This window comes from Anaerococcus obesiensis (assembly GCF_016599815.1).
Taxonomy (GTDB): Bacteria; Bacillota; Clostridia; order Tissierellales; family Peptoniphilaceae; genus Anaerococcus; species Anaerococcus vaginalis.
Map to the genome: position 1 here is coordinate 1,637,211 of NZ_CP067016.1, position 16,571 is coordinate 1,653,781.

General features: G+C 27.9%; 15 protein-coding genes. 1 reads left to right on the forward strand and 14 read right to left on the reverse strand.

All coding sequences use genetic code 11. The features are described from left to right. Positions 1-2: 2 nt before the first annotated feature. The 5 genes from I6H46_RS08285 to rpiB all read right to left on the reverse strand — a co-directional run bounded on the left by I6H46_RS08285 (position 3) and on the right by rpiB (position 5,667). Entirely contained in the window at positions 3-989 is a 987-nt protein-coding gene (locus I6H46_RS08285; RefSeq protein ID WP_026074028.1) for a ribose-phosphate diphosphokinase, read from the reverse strand. Positions 990-991: 2 nt separating this feature from the next. Continuing rightward, positions 992-2,383 carry a bifunctional UDP-N-acetylglucosamine diphosphorylase/glucosamine-1-phosphate N-acetyltransferase GlmU gene (glmU, locus tag I6H46_RS08290; protein WP_200225804.1) on the reverse strand — a complete coding sequence of 464 codons (1,392 nt, stop codon included), beginning with the start codon at positions 2,381-2,383 and terminating at the stop codon, positions 992-994. Positions 2,384-2,392: 9 nt separating this feature from the next. Next, positions 2,393-3,112 (reverse strand): purine-nucleoside phosphorylase, encoded by a 720-nt coding sequence (gene deoD, locus I6H46_RS08295; protein ID WP_019117651.1) that lies wholly within the window; start codon positions 3,110-3,112, stop codon positions 2,393-2,395. Positions 3,113-3,229: 117 nt separating this feature from the next. After that, positions 3,230-5,224: a transketolase gene (tkt, locus tag I6H46_RS08300; protein ID WP_019117650.1), complete on the reverse strand. Its 1,995-nt coding sequence runs from the start codon at positions 5,222-5,224 to the stop codon at positions 3,230-3,232. Next, a complete protein-coding gene (gene rpiB / locus I6H46_RS08305; protein ID WP_019117649.1) occupies positions 5,224-5,667 on the reverse strand; it encodes a ribose 5-phosphate isomerase B in 444 nt (147 codons plus the stop codon). Before rpiB ends, tkt begins: the two co-directional genes overlap by 1 nt. A gap of 158 nt (positions 5,668-5,825) precedes the next feature. Here rpiB and murC point away from each other — a divergent pair, with 158 nt between their 5' ends. Then, on the forward strand, positions 5,826-7,217 hold the full coding sequence (gene murC / locus I6H46_RS08310; RefSeq protein WP_019117648.1) for a UDP-N-acetylmuramate--L-alanine ligase: 1,392 nt from the start codon (positions 5,826-5,828) through the stop codon (positions 7,215-7,217). A gap of 48 nt (positions 7,218-7,265) precedes the next feature. On the opposite strand, the gene I6H46_RS08315 is transcribed toward murC, so the two are convergent. Genes I6H46_RS08315 through ligA form a run of 9 tightly spaced genes read right to left on the reverse strand, consistent with a single transcriptional unit; the run spans position 7,266 to position 16,570 of the window. After that, positions 7,266-7,463 (reverse strand): MBL fold metallo-hydrolase, encoded by a 198-nt coding sequence (locus tag I6H46_RS08315; protein WP_234287350.1) that lies wholly within the window; start codon positions 7,461-7,463, stop codon positions 7,266-7,268. A 56-nt stretch (positions 7,464-7,519) separates the two neighbouring features. Beyond that, entirely contained in the window at positions 7,520-7,864 is a 345-nt protein-coding gene (locus tag I6H46_RS08320) for a type II toxin-antitoxin system PemK/MazF family toxin (protein WP_019117646.1), read from the reverse strand. Then, positions 7,854-8,957, reverse strand: coding sequence for an alanine racemase (alr, locus tag I6H46_RS08325; protein WP_200225809.1), 1,104 nt, complete (start codon positions 8,955-8,957; stop codon positions 7,854-7,856). The genes I6H46_RS08320 and alr overlap by 11 nt, the downstream gene beginning before the upstream one ends. A gap of 2 nt (positions 8,958-8,959) precedes the next feature. Further along, on the reverse strand, positions 8,960-10,147 hold the full coding sequence (locus I6H46_RS08330) for an NAD(P)H-hydrate dehydratase (RefSeq protein ID WP_019117645.1): 1,188 nt from the start codon (positions 10,145-10,147) through the stop codon (positions 8,960-8,962). Next, on the reverse strand, positions 10,144-11,424 hold the full coding sequence (locus I6H46_RS08335; RefSeq protein ID WP_019117644.1) for an amidohydrolase: 1,281 nt from the start codon (positions 11,422-11,424) through the stop codon (positions 10,144-10,146). The genes I6H46_RS08330 and I6H46_RS08335 overlap by 4 nt, the downstream gene beginning before the upstream one ends. A gap of 30 nt (positions 11,425-11,454) precedes the next feature. Then, positions 11,455-12,876: an Asp-tRNA(Asn)/Glu-tRNA(Gln) amidotransferase subunit GatB gene (gatB, locus tag I6H46_RS08340; protein WP_019117643.1), complete on the reverse strand. Its 1,422-nt coding sequence runs from the start codon at positions 12,874-12,876 to the stop codon at positions 11,455-11,457. Next, entirely contained in the window at positions 12,866-14,275 is a 1,410-nt protein-coding gene (gatA, locus tag I6H46_RS08345; RefSeq protein WP_019117642.1) for an Asp-tRNA(Asn)/Glu-tRNA(Gln) amidotransferase subunit GatA, read from the reverse strand. Before gatA ends, gatB begins: the two co-directional genes overlap by 11 nt. A gap of 9 nt (positions 14,276-14,284) precedes the next feature. After that, entirely contained in the window at positions 14,285-14,563 is a 279-nt protein-coding gene (gene gatC / locus I6H46_RS08350; RefSeq protein WP_019117641.1) for an Asp-tRNA(Asn)/Glu-tRNA(Gln) amidotransferase subunit GatC, read from the reverse strand. After that, positions 14,564-16,570 (reverse strand): NAD-dependent DNA ligase LigA, encoded by a 2,007-nt coding sequence (ligA, locus tag I6H46_RS08355; RefSeq protein WP_019117640.1) that lies wholly within the window; start codon positions 16,568-16,570, stop codon positions 14,564-14,566. It lies immediately after the preceding gene. Between the last annotated feature and the right edge of the window lies 1 nt (position 16,571).

Sequence of the window (16,571 nt, forward strand, 5' to 3'; positions counted from 1 at the left end):
TTTTATTTACCGTCCTCAAAAAGACCACTTATTGATTCGTAAGTGTTAATTCTATTTATAGCTTCAGCTAATAAAGGAGCTATTGAGATTTGTTTGATTTTTTGAATTTTCTTTTCTTCAGGTAATTTTATTGTATCTGTAATAACTACTTCTTTTACACAAGAATTTTCTAAATTTTCGCAAGCATTTCCACTTAAAACACCGTGAGTTGCAGCAATTGAAACTTCTTTTGCACCATGTTCTTTTAGATAATTTGCTGCATTGCAAATAGTTCCAGCAGTATCAATAATATCATCAACTAAAATACAATGTTTACCTTCAAAATCTCCAATTACATTCATAACTTCTGAAACATTTGGTCTTGGACGTCTTTTTTCAATTATTGCTATTGTTAATTTTAAATAATCAGCAAAGCTTCTAGCTCTAGTTACTCCTCCTAAATCAGGACTTACTACTACATATTCATCTGGATTGTCAAATGCTTTTTCTTTAAAATATGATGACAATAATCTAATAGCAGTAAAGTGATCAAGAGGTATATCAAAATATCCTTGAATTTGACCAGCATGAAGATCCATTGTTATAACCCTATCAGCTCCAGAAACAGTCATAAGATTTGCTACAAGTTTAGCACTAATTGGTTCTCTTCCTCTAGTTTTTCTATCTTGTCTTGCATAGCCATAATACGGAACTACTAGGTTAACATAACCTGCAGATGCTCTTTTACATGCATCTGTCATAATTAATAATTCCATTAGATTGTCGTTTGTTGGATAAGAAGTAGGTTGAATGATATATACATCCTTGCCTCTTACAGCTTCGTTAATTTTTACATTAATTTCACTATCTGCAAATTTTTTAACTTCAACTTCTCCTAATTTAATGCCCAATGATTTTGCAACAGCTTCTGCTAAATCAGGATTAGAGTTTCCTGCCAATACAACTAAATCGCCTCTTTTGATATGTGATGAACTTGAACATTCACTCATTTTTAATTTTGCTCCTTTAACTTTTCCAAATCTCTTTTTTTCTTTTTTTCAACGTAACCAGATATATTTTTTTGTTCAGCTCTTTCTATTGAAAGCTCTCCTTGGTCAACATCTTTTGTTATTGTTGAGCCTGCAGCAATATATCCCTCTTTTTTCACATGAACAGGTGCTACAATATTAGAATTTGATCCTATAAATGCTCCATCTTCAATAATTGACCTATGCTTAAATTTACCATCATAATTTACAAAAATTACTCCACAACCAATATTTATATCTTTACCTAAATCACAATCTCCGATATAAGCTAGGTGTCCTGCTTTTGTATTATCATCAACATTAGAATTTTTAACTTCCACAAAATTTCCAATATGGACATTTTTGCCAAGTTTAGCCTTAGGTCTTAAATGTGAAAACGGACCAATATCTGTACCTTGATCAACAAAAGATTTTTCTATTACAGAATTGTCAATTTTAACCTTATCTTTTATTATTGAATCTTCAATTCTAGATGAGCCTTCAATAATACAATCTTCGCCAATTTCTGTATTTCCTATAATTTTACATGGACCAGATATTACAGTATCTTTTCCAATTTTTACGCCCATTTCAATATCTACTATACTAGGATTATCAATAATTACACCATTTAACATGTGATAATCATTAATTCTTTGTCTTAAAAGTTTTGTAGCATTTGCTAGCTCTTTTTTATTATTTATTCCATAAAATTGATCAGGATTGTCAGACATATAAGCTTCTACTTTTTTTCCTTCATTATTTAAAATTTCGATACAGTCTGTTAAATAATATTCATTGGACTTGTTGTCAGTGTTAATCTTTTTTAAAGAATTTTTTAGATCAATCCCTTTTAAAGCATAGATACCAACGTTGATTTCATTTACTTCTTTTTCTTTTTCGCTTGCATCTTTTTCTTCTACAATTTTTTGGAATTTATTATTTTCTCGTATTATTCTTCCATATCCTTTTGGATTATCAACTTTTGTTGACATAACAGTTAGACTATTGTTATTTTCTTTATGAAAATCAATAAAATCTTCAAGAGATTTTTTTGTAATTAGTGGAATATCTCCATTTAAAATAAGACAATCATCATCGTCATTTATTAAATCAATAGCCATACTTACAGCATAAGCTGTTCCGTAAGGGAATTCTTTTCCAATCTTTTGTTCTTTTATTTCAATATTTGGAAATTTTTCTTTTAATAAATCCTTATTTTTTCCACCAATTATTATAGTATTTGAATTTTCAAATGAGCAAGCATCAACTATATAAGTTATAAGCTCTCTATTTAAAATTTTAGTCATAACTTTTGAGGTATTAGATTTCATTCTAGTACCTTCTCCAGCAGCAAGTATTACATTTTTTAACATCTAATCTCCTTATTCTGGTGCAACTTCTAAAGCAAGTGTCATCATTTGTGTATAAGCACTTTGTCTATTTTCTGCACTATCAGATTCGTTAGATACTAAGGAATCACTAATTGTAAAAACTCCTAAGGCTCTTTTTCCATATTTTCTTGCTACAGTAAAAAGACCATAAGATTCCATCTCTACACATAAAACTCCATATTTTTGTAAATTTTCAAAAACTTTTGGATCCATTTCACTATAAAATTGGTCTGATGAATGAACTTGACCACAGTGAGTTGTGTATCCTAATTCTTGACTTTTTTTGTATGCATCAAGTAATAAATCAAAATCAGGTGTTGGAGAATAATGAATATTTCCAAATAAATTATCGTTAATTGATGATTCACTACAAGCACTTGTTGCAAGAACAATATCGTGTAATTTTATATTTTCTTGCATACTTCCAGCACTTCCAATTCTGACTATTGTATCGACATCATAAAAATTAAATAATTCATTAAAATAAATCATTGATGAAGGAATTCCCATTCCACTTCCCATTACTGAAACTCTTTTTCCTTTATAATAACCAGTATATCCGTACATTCCTCTTGTATTTGTAAATTCTTTTGCATCTTCAAGAAAATTTTCTGCTATATATTTAGCTCTTAAAGGATCTCCTGGCATCAAAACTGTATTTGCTATTTCATCTTTACTTTTTGCTGAAATATGTGGTGTTGGTATTGTCATAATTACTCCTTATTTTTATATTTCTAGTAATATAATATCACTTTTTAAAATATTTTTAAAATAAAAAGGGCTATTGCAAAATTATAAATAAATAATTCTGCAACAGTCCCCTACAAATTAATTATATTTTTCTATATATTTTTTAGCTATCTCTTCTTTAGTAAATCCTAATTCTTTTTGCACATCTTTAAAATTACCTGATATTCCAAATCTATCAATAGAAATATTTATTCCCTTATCTCCTGTAAATTCGCTCCATCCAAATGAACTTGCCATTTCAATTGAAACTCTATTTTTAACATTAGCTGGAAGAATTTTTTCCTTATAAGCTTGGTCTTGTTTTCTAAATAATTCCATTGATGGCATTGATACAACTCTTACATCAATATCAGATTTTTTCAATTCATCTCTTGTTTGTAAAGCTAATTCTACTTCACTACCTGTTGCAATTAAAATTCCATCTGGAACTTCTTTATCAGAATCTTTAATTATATAGGCTCCATTTGAAATATCATCAATATTTTGTGTAGCTTCAAGATTACTTACGTTTTGACGTGTTAAAGCTATAACTACTGGGCAATTTTTGCTTTCAAGAGCAATTTTCCAAGAAAGTCTAACTTCATTTGCATCTGCTGGTCTTAGCATTATTACATTTGGTATTGTTCTAATCATTGCTAATTGTTCTATTGGTTGGTGTGTTGGTCCATCTTCTCCAACAGCAACAGAATCATGAGTGAAAACATAAGTTACAGGAATTTGTGAAAGAGCTGAAATTCTTAAACCTGCTTTTAAATAATCTGAAAATACAAAAAATGTAGAAACGTGATGGAAAGTTCCGCCGTGTGCTACAATGGCATTTGCTATTACACTCATAGCAAATTCTCTAACTCCATACCAAACATTTCTTCCACAAGGATTTGTGTCTGAAAATCTTTCAGCATTTTTTATATTTGTTTTGTTAGATGAAAATAAATCTGCGCTTCCGCCCCAGAAATTTTTTGTGACTTTTGCTAAATCTTGGATTATTTCTCCACTAGAAGCTCTTGTTGCAAGACTATCATCAGATGGAGAATATTTTTTGATTTCTTCCATCCAATTTTCTGGTAATTTTCTTTCAAATCCATTAATATATTCTTTATAGTCTTTTGGATATTTTTCCTTATATTCTGCTAAAAGTTTTTCCCATTTTTCGTATGATTTTTTACCATTTTCTATAATATTTTCTTTGAATGTATCATAAACATCTTCTGAAATTTCAAAATCTTCATATTCCCAATTGTAGAATTTTTTTGCTTCTATAAAATCGTCATTTCCAATTGGTGCACCATGAACTTTATTTGTTCCTTGATTTTTTGAACCATAACCAATAACTGTTTTAACTTCTATAAAAGTTGGACCATTTTTATTTTCTTTTGCTTTATTAATTGCATCATAAATTTCTTCAAGATTATTCCCATCCAAAACTTTAATATAATTCCAATTTTGAGCTTTAACTCTTTGTTCAATATTTTCTGAAAAAGATGTATTTAAATTTCCATCCAAACAAATATCATTTGAATCATGAAGAATTATTAATTTATTTAAATTTAAATGACCTGCTAAAGACATTGATTCGTATGAAATTCCTTCCATCAAATCTCCATCTCCGCATATTGCATAAGTATAATGATCAACTATGTTAAATCCATCTTTGTTATACAATGCAGCAAGATGTTTTTCAGCTATTGCAAATCCAACTGCATTTGCAATTCCTTGGCCCAAAGGACCAGTTGTTACTTCAACACCATCTGTATGTTTTCTTTCTGGATGGCCTGGAGTTTTTGAGCCAATTTGTCTGAAATCTTTTAAATCATCAATACTCAAATCATAGCCTGATAAATGTAATAGAGAGTAAAGCATAGCTGAACCATGGCCAGCTGACAAAACAAATCTATCTCTGTTGTGCCAATTGCTTTTTTTAGGATTAACATTCATTATTTTATTCCACAAAACATAAGCCATAGGACTTGCTCCCATTGGAAGACCTGGATGGCCACTATTTGCTTTTTCAATTTGTGCTATTGATAAACATCTTATTGCATTTACAGCTTTTAAATCTTTTTTATCAAACATTAATTATTCTCCTCAATTTCTTTGATTTTATTTACTCTTTTAAGATGACGTCCGCCTTCAAATTCTGTTGTAGCAAAAATCTCTACAATCATTTTTGCAACTTCTGAGCCAATTACTCTTGAACCTATGCACAAAACATTACTATTATTGTGCGCTCTAGACATTTTTGCAGAATATGTCTCAGACACGCAAGCTGCTCTTATACCTTTAAATTTATTGGCAGCAAGACTCATTCCTATTCCTGTCCCACAAATTAAAACAGCAAAATCAGCTTCTTTGTTTAAAACTTTTTCGCATGCAATTTTTGCAAAATCTGAATAATCACAAGATTCTTTTGTAAATGTTCCAACTTTTTCAACTTCATATCCAAGTTCTAAAAGTTTTTCTTCTACGCTATCAACTAGATCAATACCACCATGATCATTTCCTATTATATATTTCATTAAAAACCTCTCTAACTATTTGCTTATAAATAAAGATTATCATTTTATGACTTTACTGTCAATTTGGTAAAAGTTGTTAGAAATATCAAATTAATGGTCTTTGTATAAATTTTATGGTATAATAGTTAGGCAAAAAATATAAAAATAAAGGAGCATCAATGTTCGAATTTAACATAAATGATTATAAATATAAAAATATACATATGATAGGAATTGGTGGAATTTCCATGAGTGGTATTGCTATTTTATTAAATAATAATGGTTATAAGGTTACAGGATCTGACATTTCAATTTCTGAAACAAGCAAACATTTAGATAAAAATGGAATTAAATATACAATTGGACAAAAAAAAGAAAATATTAAAAATCCAGATTTAGTTATATATACAGATGCAATCGCCGAAAATAATGAAGAATTAGTTGCAGCTAGAAAACTTGATATTCCTGTAGTAAGCCGTGGGGTTTTCTTGGGTGGTTTGATGAAAAACTACAAAAATTCTATTGCAGTTTCTGGTTCTCATGGAAAAAGTACAACAACAAGTATGATTTCAAAAATTCTTATGAATTCTACAAAAAATCCTACTATTTTATTGGGTGGAGATCTTGATGAAATCGAAGGAAATGTTCATGTTGGCGATAAGGATATATTAGTAACAGAAGCTTGTGAATATAAAGGAAATATAAGATATTATTACCCTTCAATTGGAATAATTTTAAATATTGACGAAGATCATCTTGATTATTATAAAGACATAAATGACATAGTTGAAACTTTTAAATTTTACTTGAGAAATCAAAGTAAAGATTCAAAAACAATTTTGAATTTAAATGAAGAAAATAATAAATTAGTTATAGATGCAGTTCAAGGAGAATTGATTACCTATGGACAAGATAATCCTGATGCTGATTATAATGCTACAAATATAAGTTTTGATGAAAGTGGTAAGCCTAGATTTGATTTGATAATGAAAAATGGAGATGTTGAACATTTTGAGCTAGCAATTCTTGGAAGACATAATATAAATAATGCTTGCGCATCAATCATTGCTACTTTAGAAAGTGGTGTTGACATAAAAACGATCAAAAAAAATATCGAAGCCTACACTGGTCTTGAAAGAAGAATGCAATTAATAGGAAATGTTAATGATTGCAATATTATTTTAGATTATGGTCACCATCCTTCAGAAATTCAAGTTAATTTAAATGCCTTGGCTGAACACACAAAAGGAAGACTTATTTGTGTATGGCAACCTCATACTTACACAAGAACTAAGAGATTGTTTAATGAATTTGTTAAATGTTTTGATGAAGCTGATGAAGTTATAATTACTGATATTTTTGCAGCACGTGAACCATTTGATCCAAGTATTTCTAGTAAAGATGTAGTTGATGCTCTAATTAAAACTGGAAAAAGCGCAAAATATATTCCTACATTTGAAAAGGTAAAAGAATACTTATTGTCTGATATTAAAAAAGATGATCAAGTTATAGTTACAGGTAGCGGAGATTCAGATCGTTTAGCTAGAATGATAGCAGGTGTTAGTGAATAAAAGAAATTAAAAAGCAAGTTTTAGAAATTCTTAATTAAAAGATTTTCTTTAACTTGCTTTTTTTTTAAGGTTTTTATTTTTAATATAAGTATAATAATATCTACTATTAGACCTATTTCCCCCATCTATTAATAGACTTTTGTCCTTTGTTTTTACTAAAACTGCATTTCCTTGACCTACGTCTATATAAGTAATTTCTAATTCATCTAAATTTGTATATGTATTTTCTTTTTTATTAACAAGCAAAAAAATAAAAAAAGCCGACAGGAATACTATTAATAAGTTTTTAAAATTTATTTTCACTAATCTATTCCTACAGATATGGCAATTGCCGCATCAATTTTTAACATTACCGACTTATCAAAAGAACCTAATTTATCTCTTAGCCTTCTCTTATCGATTGTTCTCAATTGTTCAAGAAGAGCCACGCTATTTTTTGGCAAACCAAATTGATTTGCACTTAAAGAAACATGGGTAGGCAATTTTGATTTTTTTAATTGACTTGTAACAGGAACTACTATAATTGTTGGAGAATATTTATTTCCCATATCATTTTGCACAACAATTACAGGTCTTACTCCTCCCTGTTCGCTCCCTACAACAGGAGAAAGATCTGCATAAAATAAATCTCCTCTTTTAACTTTCATTATTTTCTCCTATAAATTTAGAATTGCATTTATAAATCCTAGGAACTCTTTTTGAAATTGAAGTCATTAATTCATAAGGGATTGTATTAATTTTTTTTGCCTCTTTGTAAATATCTGGATAAATTGTAATATAATCTCCTATTTTACAATCAATATCACTTACATCAATCATCATTTGATCCATACAAACTCTTCCAACAACTCTTGCTAGTTTCCCATTTACTAAAACTTCTCCTATATTTGAAAATGCTCTTTTAAATCCATCTGCATAACCTATTGCAACTGTAGCAACTTTCATATCTTTATCAGCAGTAAAGGTTCTGCCATAAGAAATGCTTGTTCCTTTTTCTACATTTTTTACAAAAGAAATTTGTGCTTTAAATTCAAAAGCTTGTTCTAATTTAATTTTTGAAATTTCTTTTATATAATCAGATGGATAAACGCCATACAAAGAAATCCCTACCCTCAACAAGTCTGATTTAAAATCATATTCCATTGATGCTGCAGAATTTGCAATATGAACTAATTTTAAATCAAAATCATCTTTGATTTGGTCTATTATGTATGTGAATTTTTTATATTGTTCATTTGTATATGTTAAATCTTTCTCATCAGCTGTTGCAAAATGAGAAAAAGCTCCTATGAAATTTAAATTTTCAAGCTCTTTTAATTTTTTTATTTTTTCTATTTCAAAATCTCTAAATCCAATTCTTGTATGTCCTGTATCAAGCCCAATATGACAATTTATTTTTGAATTTAATTTACTATTTATTTCTTTAGCATAATCTAAATCATAAATTACTACATCAATATTTAATTTGCCACATTCATTATATTTATCTATAGGCAAATATCCTAATATTAAAATAGGAGTATTAATTCCATTGTCTCTTAAATATTTTGCCTCTTTAAATTGAGCTACAGCTATGTAATCTATGTAATTTTTTATGTAATTTGCAACTTCTAAAGAACCTAGCCCGTAAGCGTCAGCCTTTAAAACTGCACAAAATTTTGAATTTTGAGATTTTTCTTTTATTGATTTGATATTATTTAATATTTTGTCTAAATCAACTAATAAATAATTTTCTTCCATCATTAACACCTCATTAATTTATAGGTCTTTGGTAAATTTTTTATAATATCACTAGCAATTAGTGAATCTTGAGAGTTTTCTAAAGAATAAATATCTCCAGCAAGCCCATGAATGTAAACAGACAAAACCGCCGCATCATACGGTTTCATAATAGCTAAATTTGAAAGTAAAATTCCTGTCAAAACATCTCCGCTACCAGCTGTCGCCATTCCATTATTTCCAGATTCATTTATGTAAATATTTACACCATCTGTAACAATTGTATTTTTTCCTTTCAAAACTAAAACAATATTATGTTTTTTTGCAAATTCAAAAGAAACTTTTGCCCTATTGTTTTTTATATAATCTAAAGGCAAATTTGAAATTCTAGAAAATTCCATTTCATGCGGAGTTAAAACAATATTTTCTTTCTTATCTATTATTTCAATATTTTCTTTCAAAGCATTTAGTCCATCTGCATCAATTAATAGATTTTTTTCATAATTTTGGATTATTTTTTCTATTAATTTATAAAGATTATTTCCCTTGCCCATACCAGGACCAATTCCTATTGCATCTTTATTTTTTATTAGTGATAAAATTTTATTGCTTATTTTTTCTGAGTAATAAAAATAATCACAATCTACCTCATTTATTATACTTTCTGTAGATTTTATTTGTAAAATGTCAGAAATAGATGAAGGACAAATAATATAAGAAAGACCACATCCCGAACGTAAAGATGCACAAGATGACAAATAAACAGAACCAGCCATTCCTTTTTGCCCACCAATTATTGCAACTTTTCCAAAATCTCCCTTGTGTCCATCTTTTGGTCTATCTTTTAATAATTTTTTTACAGATTTATTTATTTCAATATAATTTTCTTTTTTTAAGCAAATAGCAAGAGCATAATTTCCGTCATGGCTTATACTCAAATTTAATTGTGTTTTATTATTATCAATAAAAACAATCGGTTTATTACCTATATGTTTGATTTCTATTTTTTTTCTCAATATGTAGGCTAAATTAAAACCACAAGCCTTAATAATAGCTTCTTTTGCTGCAAAAATTCCAGCAAAAGTTTGTAATGAATTTTTCTTTTTTTTAGAATAATGAATTTCATTATCAGTAAATATTTTACTCTCAAAATCTTTTTTTTCTAATTTTTCTTTAAATTTTTCAATATTTACTATGTCAATTCCTATCATTTTCTATTCCTCAATTTTTGAAATGATTCTTCTGCATTTTTAATTATTTCTTTCTCATTTAAATAAACAAATTTTTTATCATCATACACAAGATCACCATTAATTATTACATAAGAAACATCTTTATCAAAAGTTGAATAAGGCAAGGATGAAATCAAATTATTTTGTGGTGTATGGTTAGGATTATTTAAATCAATTAAAATAATATCTGCAAGTTTTCCTTCTTCCAAAGTTCCAATTTTATCATCAAGTCCCAATGCCTTCGCCCCATTTATTGTAGCCATTTTTAAAACATCATAAGCTTTTAAATTTTGAGGATTTTTATATTTTGACACAAGTGATGCTAAAGAAATTTCTTTTATCATTGATAAATTATTATTGCTTGCAGATGAATCTGTACCCATAGCTAAATTTATTTTCTTATTAATCACTCTTGTACAATCTAAAAATCCCGATGAAAGTTTCAAATTACTTGAAGGATTGTGAACTACACTAACATCATATTTTGATAAAATACCTAAATCTTTATCTGATAAATAAACTCCATGAGCTGCTATTGTTTTATTTTCAAAAATTCCACATTCTTCAAAGACTTCAGTTGGACTTTGATTAAATCTTTTCATACAATCTGTGTTTTCTGTTTTTGTTTCAGATAAATGAATATGAACTGGCATCTTATATTTTTTTGCGTATTTATTTATTTCTTTTAGATAATTTTTATCTGTTGTGTAAACCGCGTGAGGTCCAAAAGCTATATTTATTCTTCCATCTTGAGAATTTTCATATTTTTTAAAAAGATCAATATTTTCTTTTATTTTTGTACAGTCTTTATCTTCAAGAGTAAGTCCTCTTGAAATTTGCGCTCGCATTTTTGATTTTTCTAGGGCTTTTATAGTTTGATCTTCAAAATAATACATGTCTGCAAAACTTGTTGTTCCTGTCATAATCATTTCAGCTTGAGATAAGAGTGAGGCCCAATAAACATCTTCTGCAATTAATTTATCTTCCAAAGGCCAAATTTTTTCATTTAGCCAAGTCATTAATTCAACATCATCGCTAAAATTTCTAAATAAACTCATCCCAACATGGGTGTGAGCATTTACAAAACCAGGCATTGCAAGATAATTTTTGCCATCTATTTTTTTATCATAAGAAAAATCAATTTTATCACTTGTAATCTTTTTTATTTTTTCATTTTCTATATAAATATTTCCATTTTTTATTACTTCCCCATCAACCATTGTGAGGATTTTTACATTTTCTATAAGTATATTCATAATAAATAAGAGTAGCTAAAAAGCTTACTCTTATAACTCTCCTATTCTTTCTTTTAATAAGATATTTATTTGTTGTGGATTAGCCTTTCCTTTAGTTTTTTTCATACATTGACCAACTAAAAATCCAAAAGCTCTATCTTTACCATTTTTTATGTCTTCAATTGATTGAGAATTTTCGCTTAAGACTTCTTTAACTACATCTTCTAAGAAATTTTCATCATTAATTTGAAGAAGATTTCTATCTTTAGCAAGTTTTTCTGGATCTTCATTTGATTCAAAAATTTCTCTTAATAATTTTTTTCCAACATTATTGTTAATTTTATTAGACAAAACTAAATTTATTAATTTAGAGAAATTTTCTACAGATAAATTCATTTGATCTGCTTCAATTTCACTTTCATTTAGCCTTCTTGAAAGCTCACTTAGTATCCAATTTGAAACTTCCTTAGGATTTTTTACCAAATCATTTGTTTTTTCAAATAAATTTGCAAGATTTCTATCGTTTGACAAAAGTTTTGCATCATATTCTGAAAGCTTATATTCTTTCATATATCTTTTTGCTTTTGCTTCAGGCAATTCTGGTAAATTTTCTTTTATTTCATTAATAAATTCTTTGCTAAGCTCAATTCTTGGTATATCTGCTTCTATAGAAAATCTATAATCATTAGCAGTTTCTTTAGTTCTCATAGAAATTGTAGTTTGAGAATCGTCATCCCATCTTCTGGTTTCTTTTACTGATTTTTTTCCTTCTTCAAGCATTTTTTTATGTCTATCAGTTTCAAATAAAAGAGCATCTTCGATTGCTTTTATTGAATTTAGATTTTTAATCTCAGATATTGTTGTTTTTTCTCCATTATCAAGATTTTCTAGATTTATATTTACGTCGCAACGCATTTGCCCTTCTGCCATAATACAATCGGAAACTTCCAAAAATCTTAAAGTTTGAGCTAATTTTTCAACAAATTCTCTTGCTTGTTTTGCAGATTTTAAATCTGGTTCTGTAACAATTTCGATTAGAGGAAGTCCTGCTCTGTTATAATCCATTAGGGTGTTATTACTTTCATCGTGATTAGATTTTGCTGTATCTTCTTCCATGTGTATAGAATTTAGTCTAATTTCATCTCCATCACTTAAAATAATATGTCCACCAACAGCATAAGGCTCGTCTTGTTGGGTTATTTGGTATCCCTTTACAAGGTCTGGATAAAAATATTTTTTTCTATCCATTTTCATTGATTCTCTTATTTCACAATCTAAGGCAAGACCTGCTTTTATAGCATATCTTACAGCTTCTTTATTAATTAAAGGTAATGTTCCTGGGTGTCCTAAGCAAATTGGACAAGTGTTTGTGTTTGGAACAGCTCCAAATTCATTTTTACAGGAACAAAACATTTTGGTTTTTGTAGATAATTCAACGTGAATTTCTAATCCTATAATAGTTCTAGTTTTCATTTATTTTCCTTTCGAAAGTTTCGCAAGCATTTATTATATCTTTATCCTTAAATCTATCTCCAATAATTTGAATACTTCCAGATATTCCATCTCTTACTGGAATAGAAATTCCGCAAGAACCTGTTAGATTTACACAAACATTAAATATATCTGAAGAAAAATCTTTTAATGGATCATCAGTATATATTCCTAATTTTGATGGAAGATCCACTGTTGTTGGAGTAATTAATAAATCATAGTTTTTAAATATTTCTTTAAATTCTTCCACTATCAAAGTTCTTAATTTTAGTCCTTGCTTGTAAATTCTTTGGTCATCTTCACTTGATAAATACATAGTTCCAAGTGCAATTCTTCTTTGAACATTTTCTCCAAAACCTTCAGACCTATTTTTTATAAATAATTCTTCAACATTTTTATACTCATCAGTTTGGTGACCATATCTAATTCCATCAAATCTTGATAAATTGCTTGAAACTTCAGAGCTCATTACAACATTATAAACTTCATTTGCATATTTAGAATATTTTAAATCTATTGGACAAATCTCTGCTCCCAATTCTTTTAAAATATTTATTGCATAATTGTAATCATCTTCTACTTCTTTATCTAAATTATAAAAATTAGCTTCATTTTTTATGACTGCAATTTTTTTATCAGAAAAATCAAAATTTTCTTTTTCAAAATTATAAAAATCTAGGCAAGAAGTCATATCTAACTTATCAGGAGATTGGCTTGCACTAGCAATTATTCTCAAATCTTCTACATTTTTTGCAAATAATGAAACTTGATCTAAACTATTTGCCATAGAAACAACACCATACCTACTCATAAGTGAATATGTAGGTTTATAACCAATAATACTACAATAACTTGCAGGTTGTCTTACTGACCCACCTGTATCAGTTCCAAGAGAAACTAAAACATCTCCTTTTGCAACACTAACAGCAGAGCCTGATGAAGAACCACCTGGAATTAAACTTTCATCTAAAGGATTTTTTATTGGGCCAAAATATGAAGTTTCTCCAGAGCCTCCCATTGCAAACTCATCCATATTTGTTTTTGCAATAATAATAGCATCTTCTTTTAATAGATTTTCTACAACAGTTGCATTATAAACTGGCTCGAAATCTTCTAACATTTTTGATGCACAAGTTAGTTTCATATTTTTATATGAAATATTATCTTTTACACTCACAGGAATTCCAAATAAAGCTCCAATTTTTTCGCCTTTATTTAATTTTTCATCTAAATATTTTGCCCTATCCAAACTATCTTGTTCATTAAAAGAAATATAAGCATTTAAATTATCGTTTTTAATTTTTTCTAATACATTTTTTGTATTATCATAGACTGAAATTTCTTTATTTATAAATTTATCTATAGTATTTTTAATATCCATAATAGCTCCTTATAATTTCCAATTCAATCTAAAATAACCATATTCTTTATCTTTTGCATTTTTTAGAGCATCTTGTCTATCTAAAGATTTTCCTTCTATATCTTCTCTTAATACAGCCTTATGATTATCTAACATTTCAGTCATTTTTACATCTTTACAATCCACATCAAAAATATGGTCAATAAAATCTAAAATTTTATTATATTTATCAGAAATTATATCAATATCTTGATTTGATAAATCAAGATTTGCTAATTTATAAATTCTTATAACTTCATTTTTGTCCATTTATTCCTCCTCTAATTTTTTTAAAAATTCAAATAATTCTTGATTTTCTAAAATTTTTACACCCAAATTTTCTGCTTTTTCTTTTTTACTTCCAGGTTTTTCTCCACACAAAACCAAATCAGTATTTTTTGATACCGAAGAAGTAACATCTCCATTATTTTTTATAATTAAATTTTTAATATCATTTCTTTTGTAATTTTCTATTGTACCAGTTATAACAATTTTCATTCCATCAAGTGAATTAGATTTTTCGCTAGTGTCAATAGCTTTTATTTTAATTCCCTTAGACAATAAAATATCCAGTGATTTTTTGATATTAGGGTCGTTGAAAAAATCAACTATGTCCTCTGCTGTTTTTTCCCCTATATCTTCAATCTCGATTAAGTCCTCTTGCTTACTTTCTCTAAGTTTATCAAAACTTTTATATTTTTCTGCCAAATCTCTTGCAGTTTTTATACCTACATTTGGAATTCCAATTGCATGGATAAAATGATTTAATTCACAAGATTTGCTATTTTCAATGGCATTTAATAAATTATTGGTCTTTTTTTCTTTAAAAGATTCCAAATTAATCAAATCTTCATAAGTAATATCATAAAGGTCGTAGATTTCCTTAATGCCTAATTTATTTATAAATAATTCAATGGTTTTTTCAGACAAACCTTCTATATCCATTGCATCTCTTGATGCAAAATGTACCATTCTAGCTTTTAATTGAGGAGTACATGAAATTGAATTTGGACAATATATATGAACATTTCCTTCAATTAATTCACTGTGACAATAAGGACATTTATCCGGTTTTTCTATTTCTTTTGTGTTTTCTTGATTTTCATCAACAACTCCCAAAATTTCAGGAATTACATCATTTGATCTTCTAATAAAAACTTTTGAACCAATTTTTAATTTTTTTCTTAAAATATCATCGTAATTATTAAGGGTGGCTCTTTGAACAGTCACTCCAGAAAAGTCAACTGGTTCAAGGATTGCTGACGGTGTAACTTTTCCTGATCGACCTACATTCCACACAACATCTAATAAAGTTGTTGTGTATTCCTCTGGATCATATTTATAAGCAATAGACCATCTTGGAAATTTATTTGTATAGCCTAAAACTTCTTGAGTTTTTACATCATTAACCTTAATTACAACACCATCTGTCAAAACATCAATATGATGTCTTTCTTCTTTTATAAAATCAATTTCTTTTACTATATCATCAAATTTATTTATTACTTTTTTATAAGGATAAACTGGAAGTTTTTGTTCTTTTAAAAAATTTAATTTTTCTTCTTCAGTATTAAAATCAAGACTATTTGTTGAAATTTGATAAAAATAAGCTTTTAAATTTCTTTTTTTTGTTTGACTTGTATCAAGATTTCTTATTGCGCCCGCCGCAGCATTTCTTGCATTTTTTAAAGGTATTTCATTTTCTTCATTGTATTTTTTAAGACTAGACAAGGGCATTACAGCTTCCCCTTGAATTTCTAATAATGATTTTTCTTTTATTTTTGTTGGAATGGTTGGAATAGTTAAAACTTGTTTGGTTACATCTTCTCCTTCTATACCATTTCCTCTTGTAGCTGCAGTTTTTAATAAACCATTTTCATAAGTTAAATTAATAGTTAAACCGTCAAATTTATATTCTGTAATAAATTCTAATTCTTCTAATTTATCTTCATGAGTTTTATTATATTGGTCTCGTAATTTTTTAGTTCTTATAAGCCAATCTTTTAATTGAGTTATATTTTGCGATTTATCTTGGGAATATAATCTTGTAATATGAAAGTGCTTTTCGAACTTATCTAATATTGCTCCACCAACTCTTTGGGTTGGAGAAAATTCATTTACATAGCCTGTCTTTTTTTCTAGATTTAAAAGCTCATCATACAACTTATCATATTCTCCATCTGAAACTATGGGATTATCTAAGGTATAGTAATGATAATTTAATTCATTTATTTTATCAATTAACTCATCTATTTTTATTTTATCTATATTATCCATT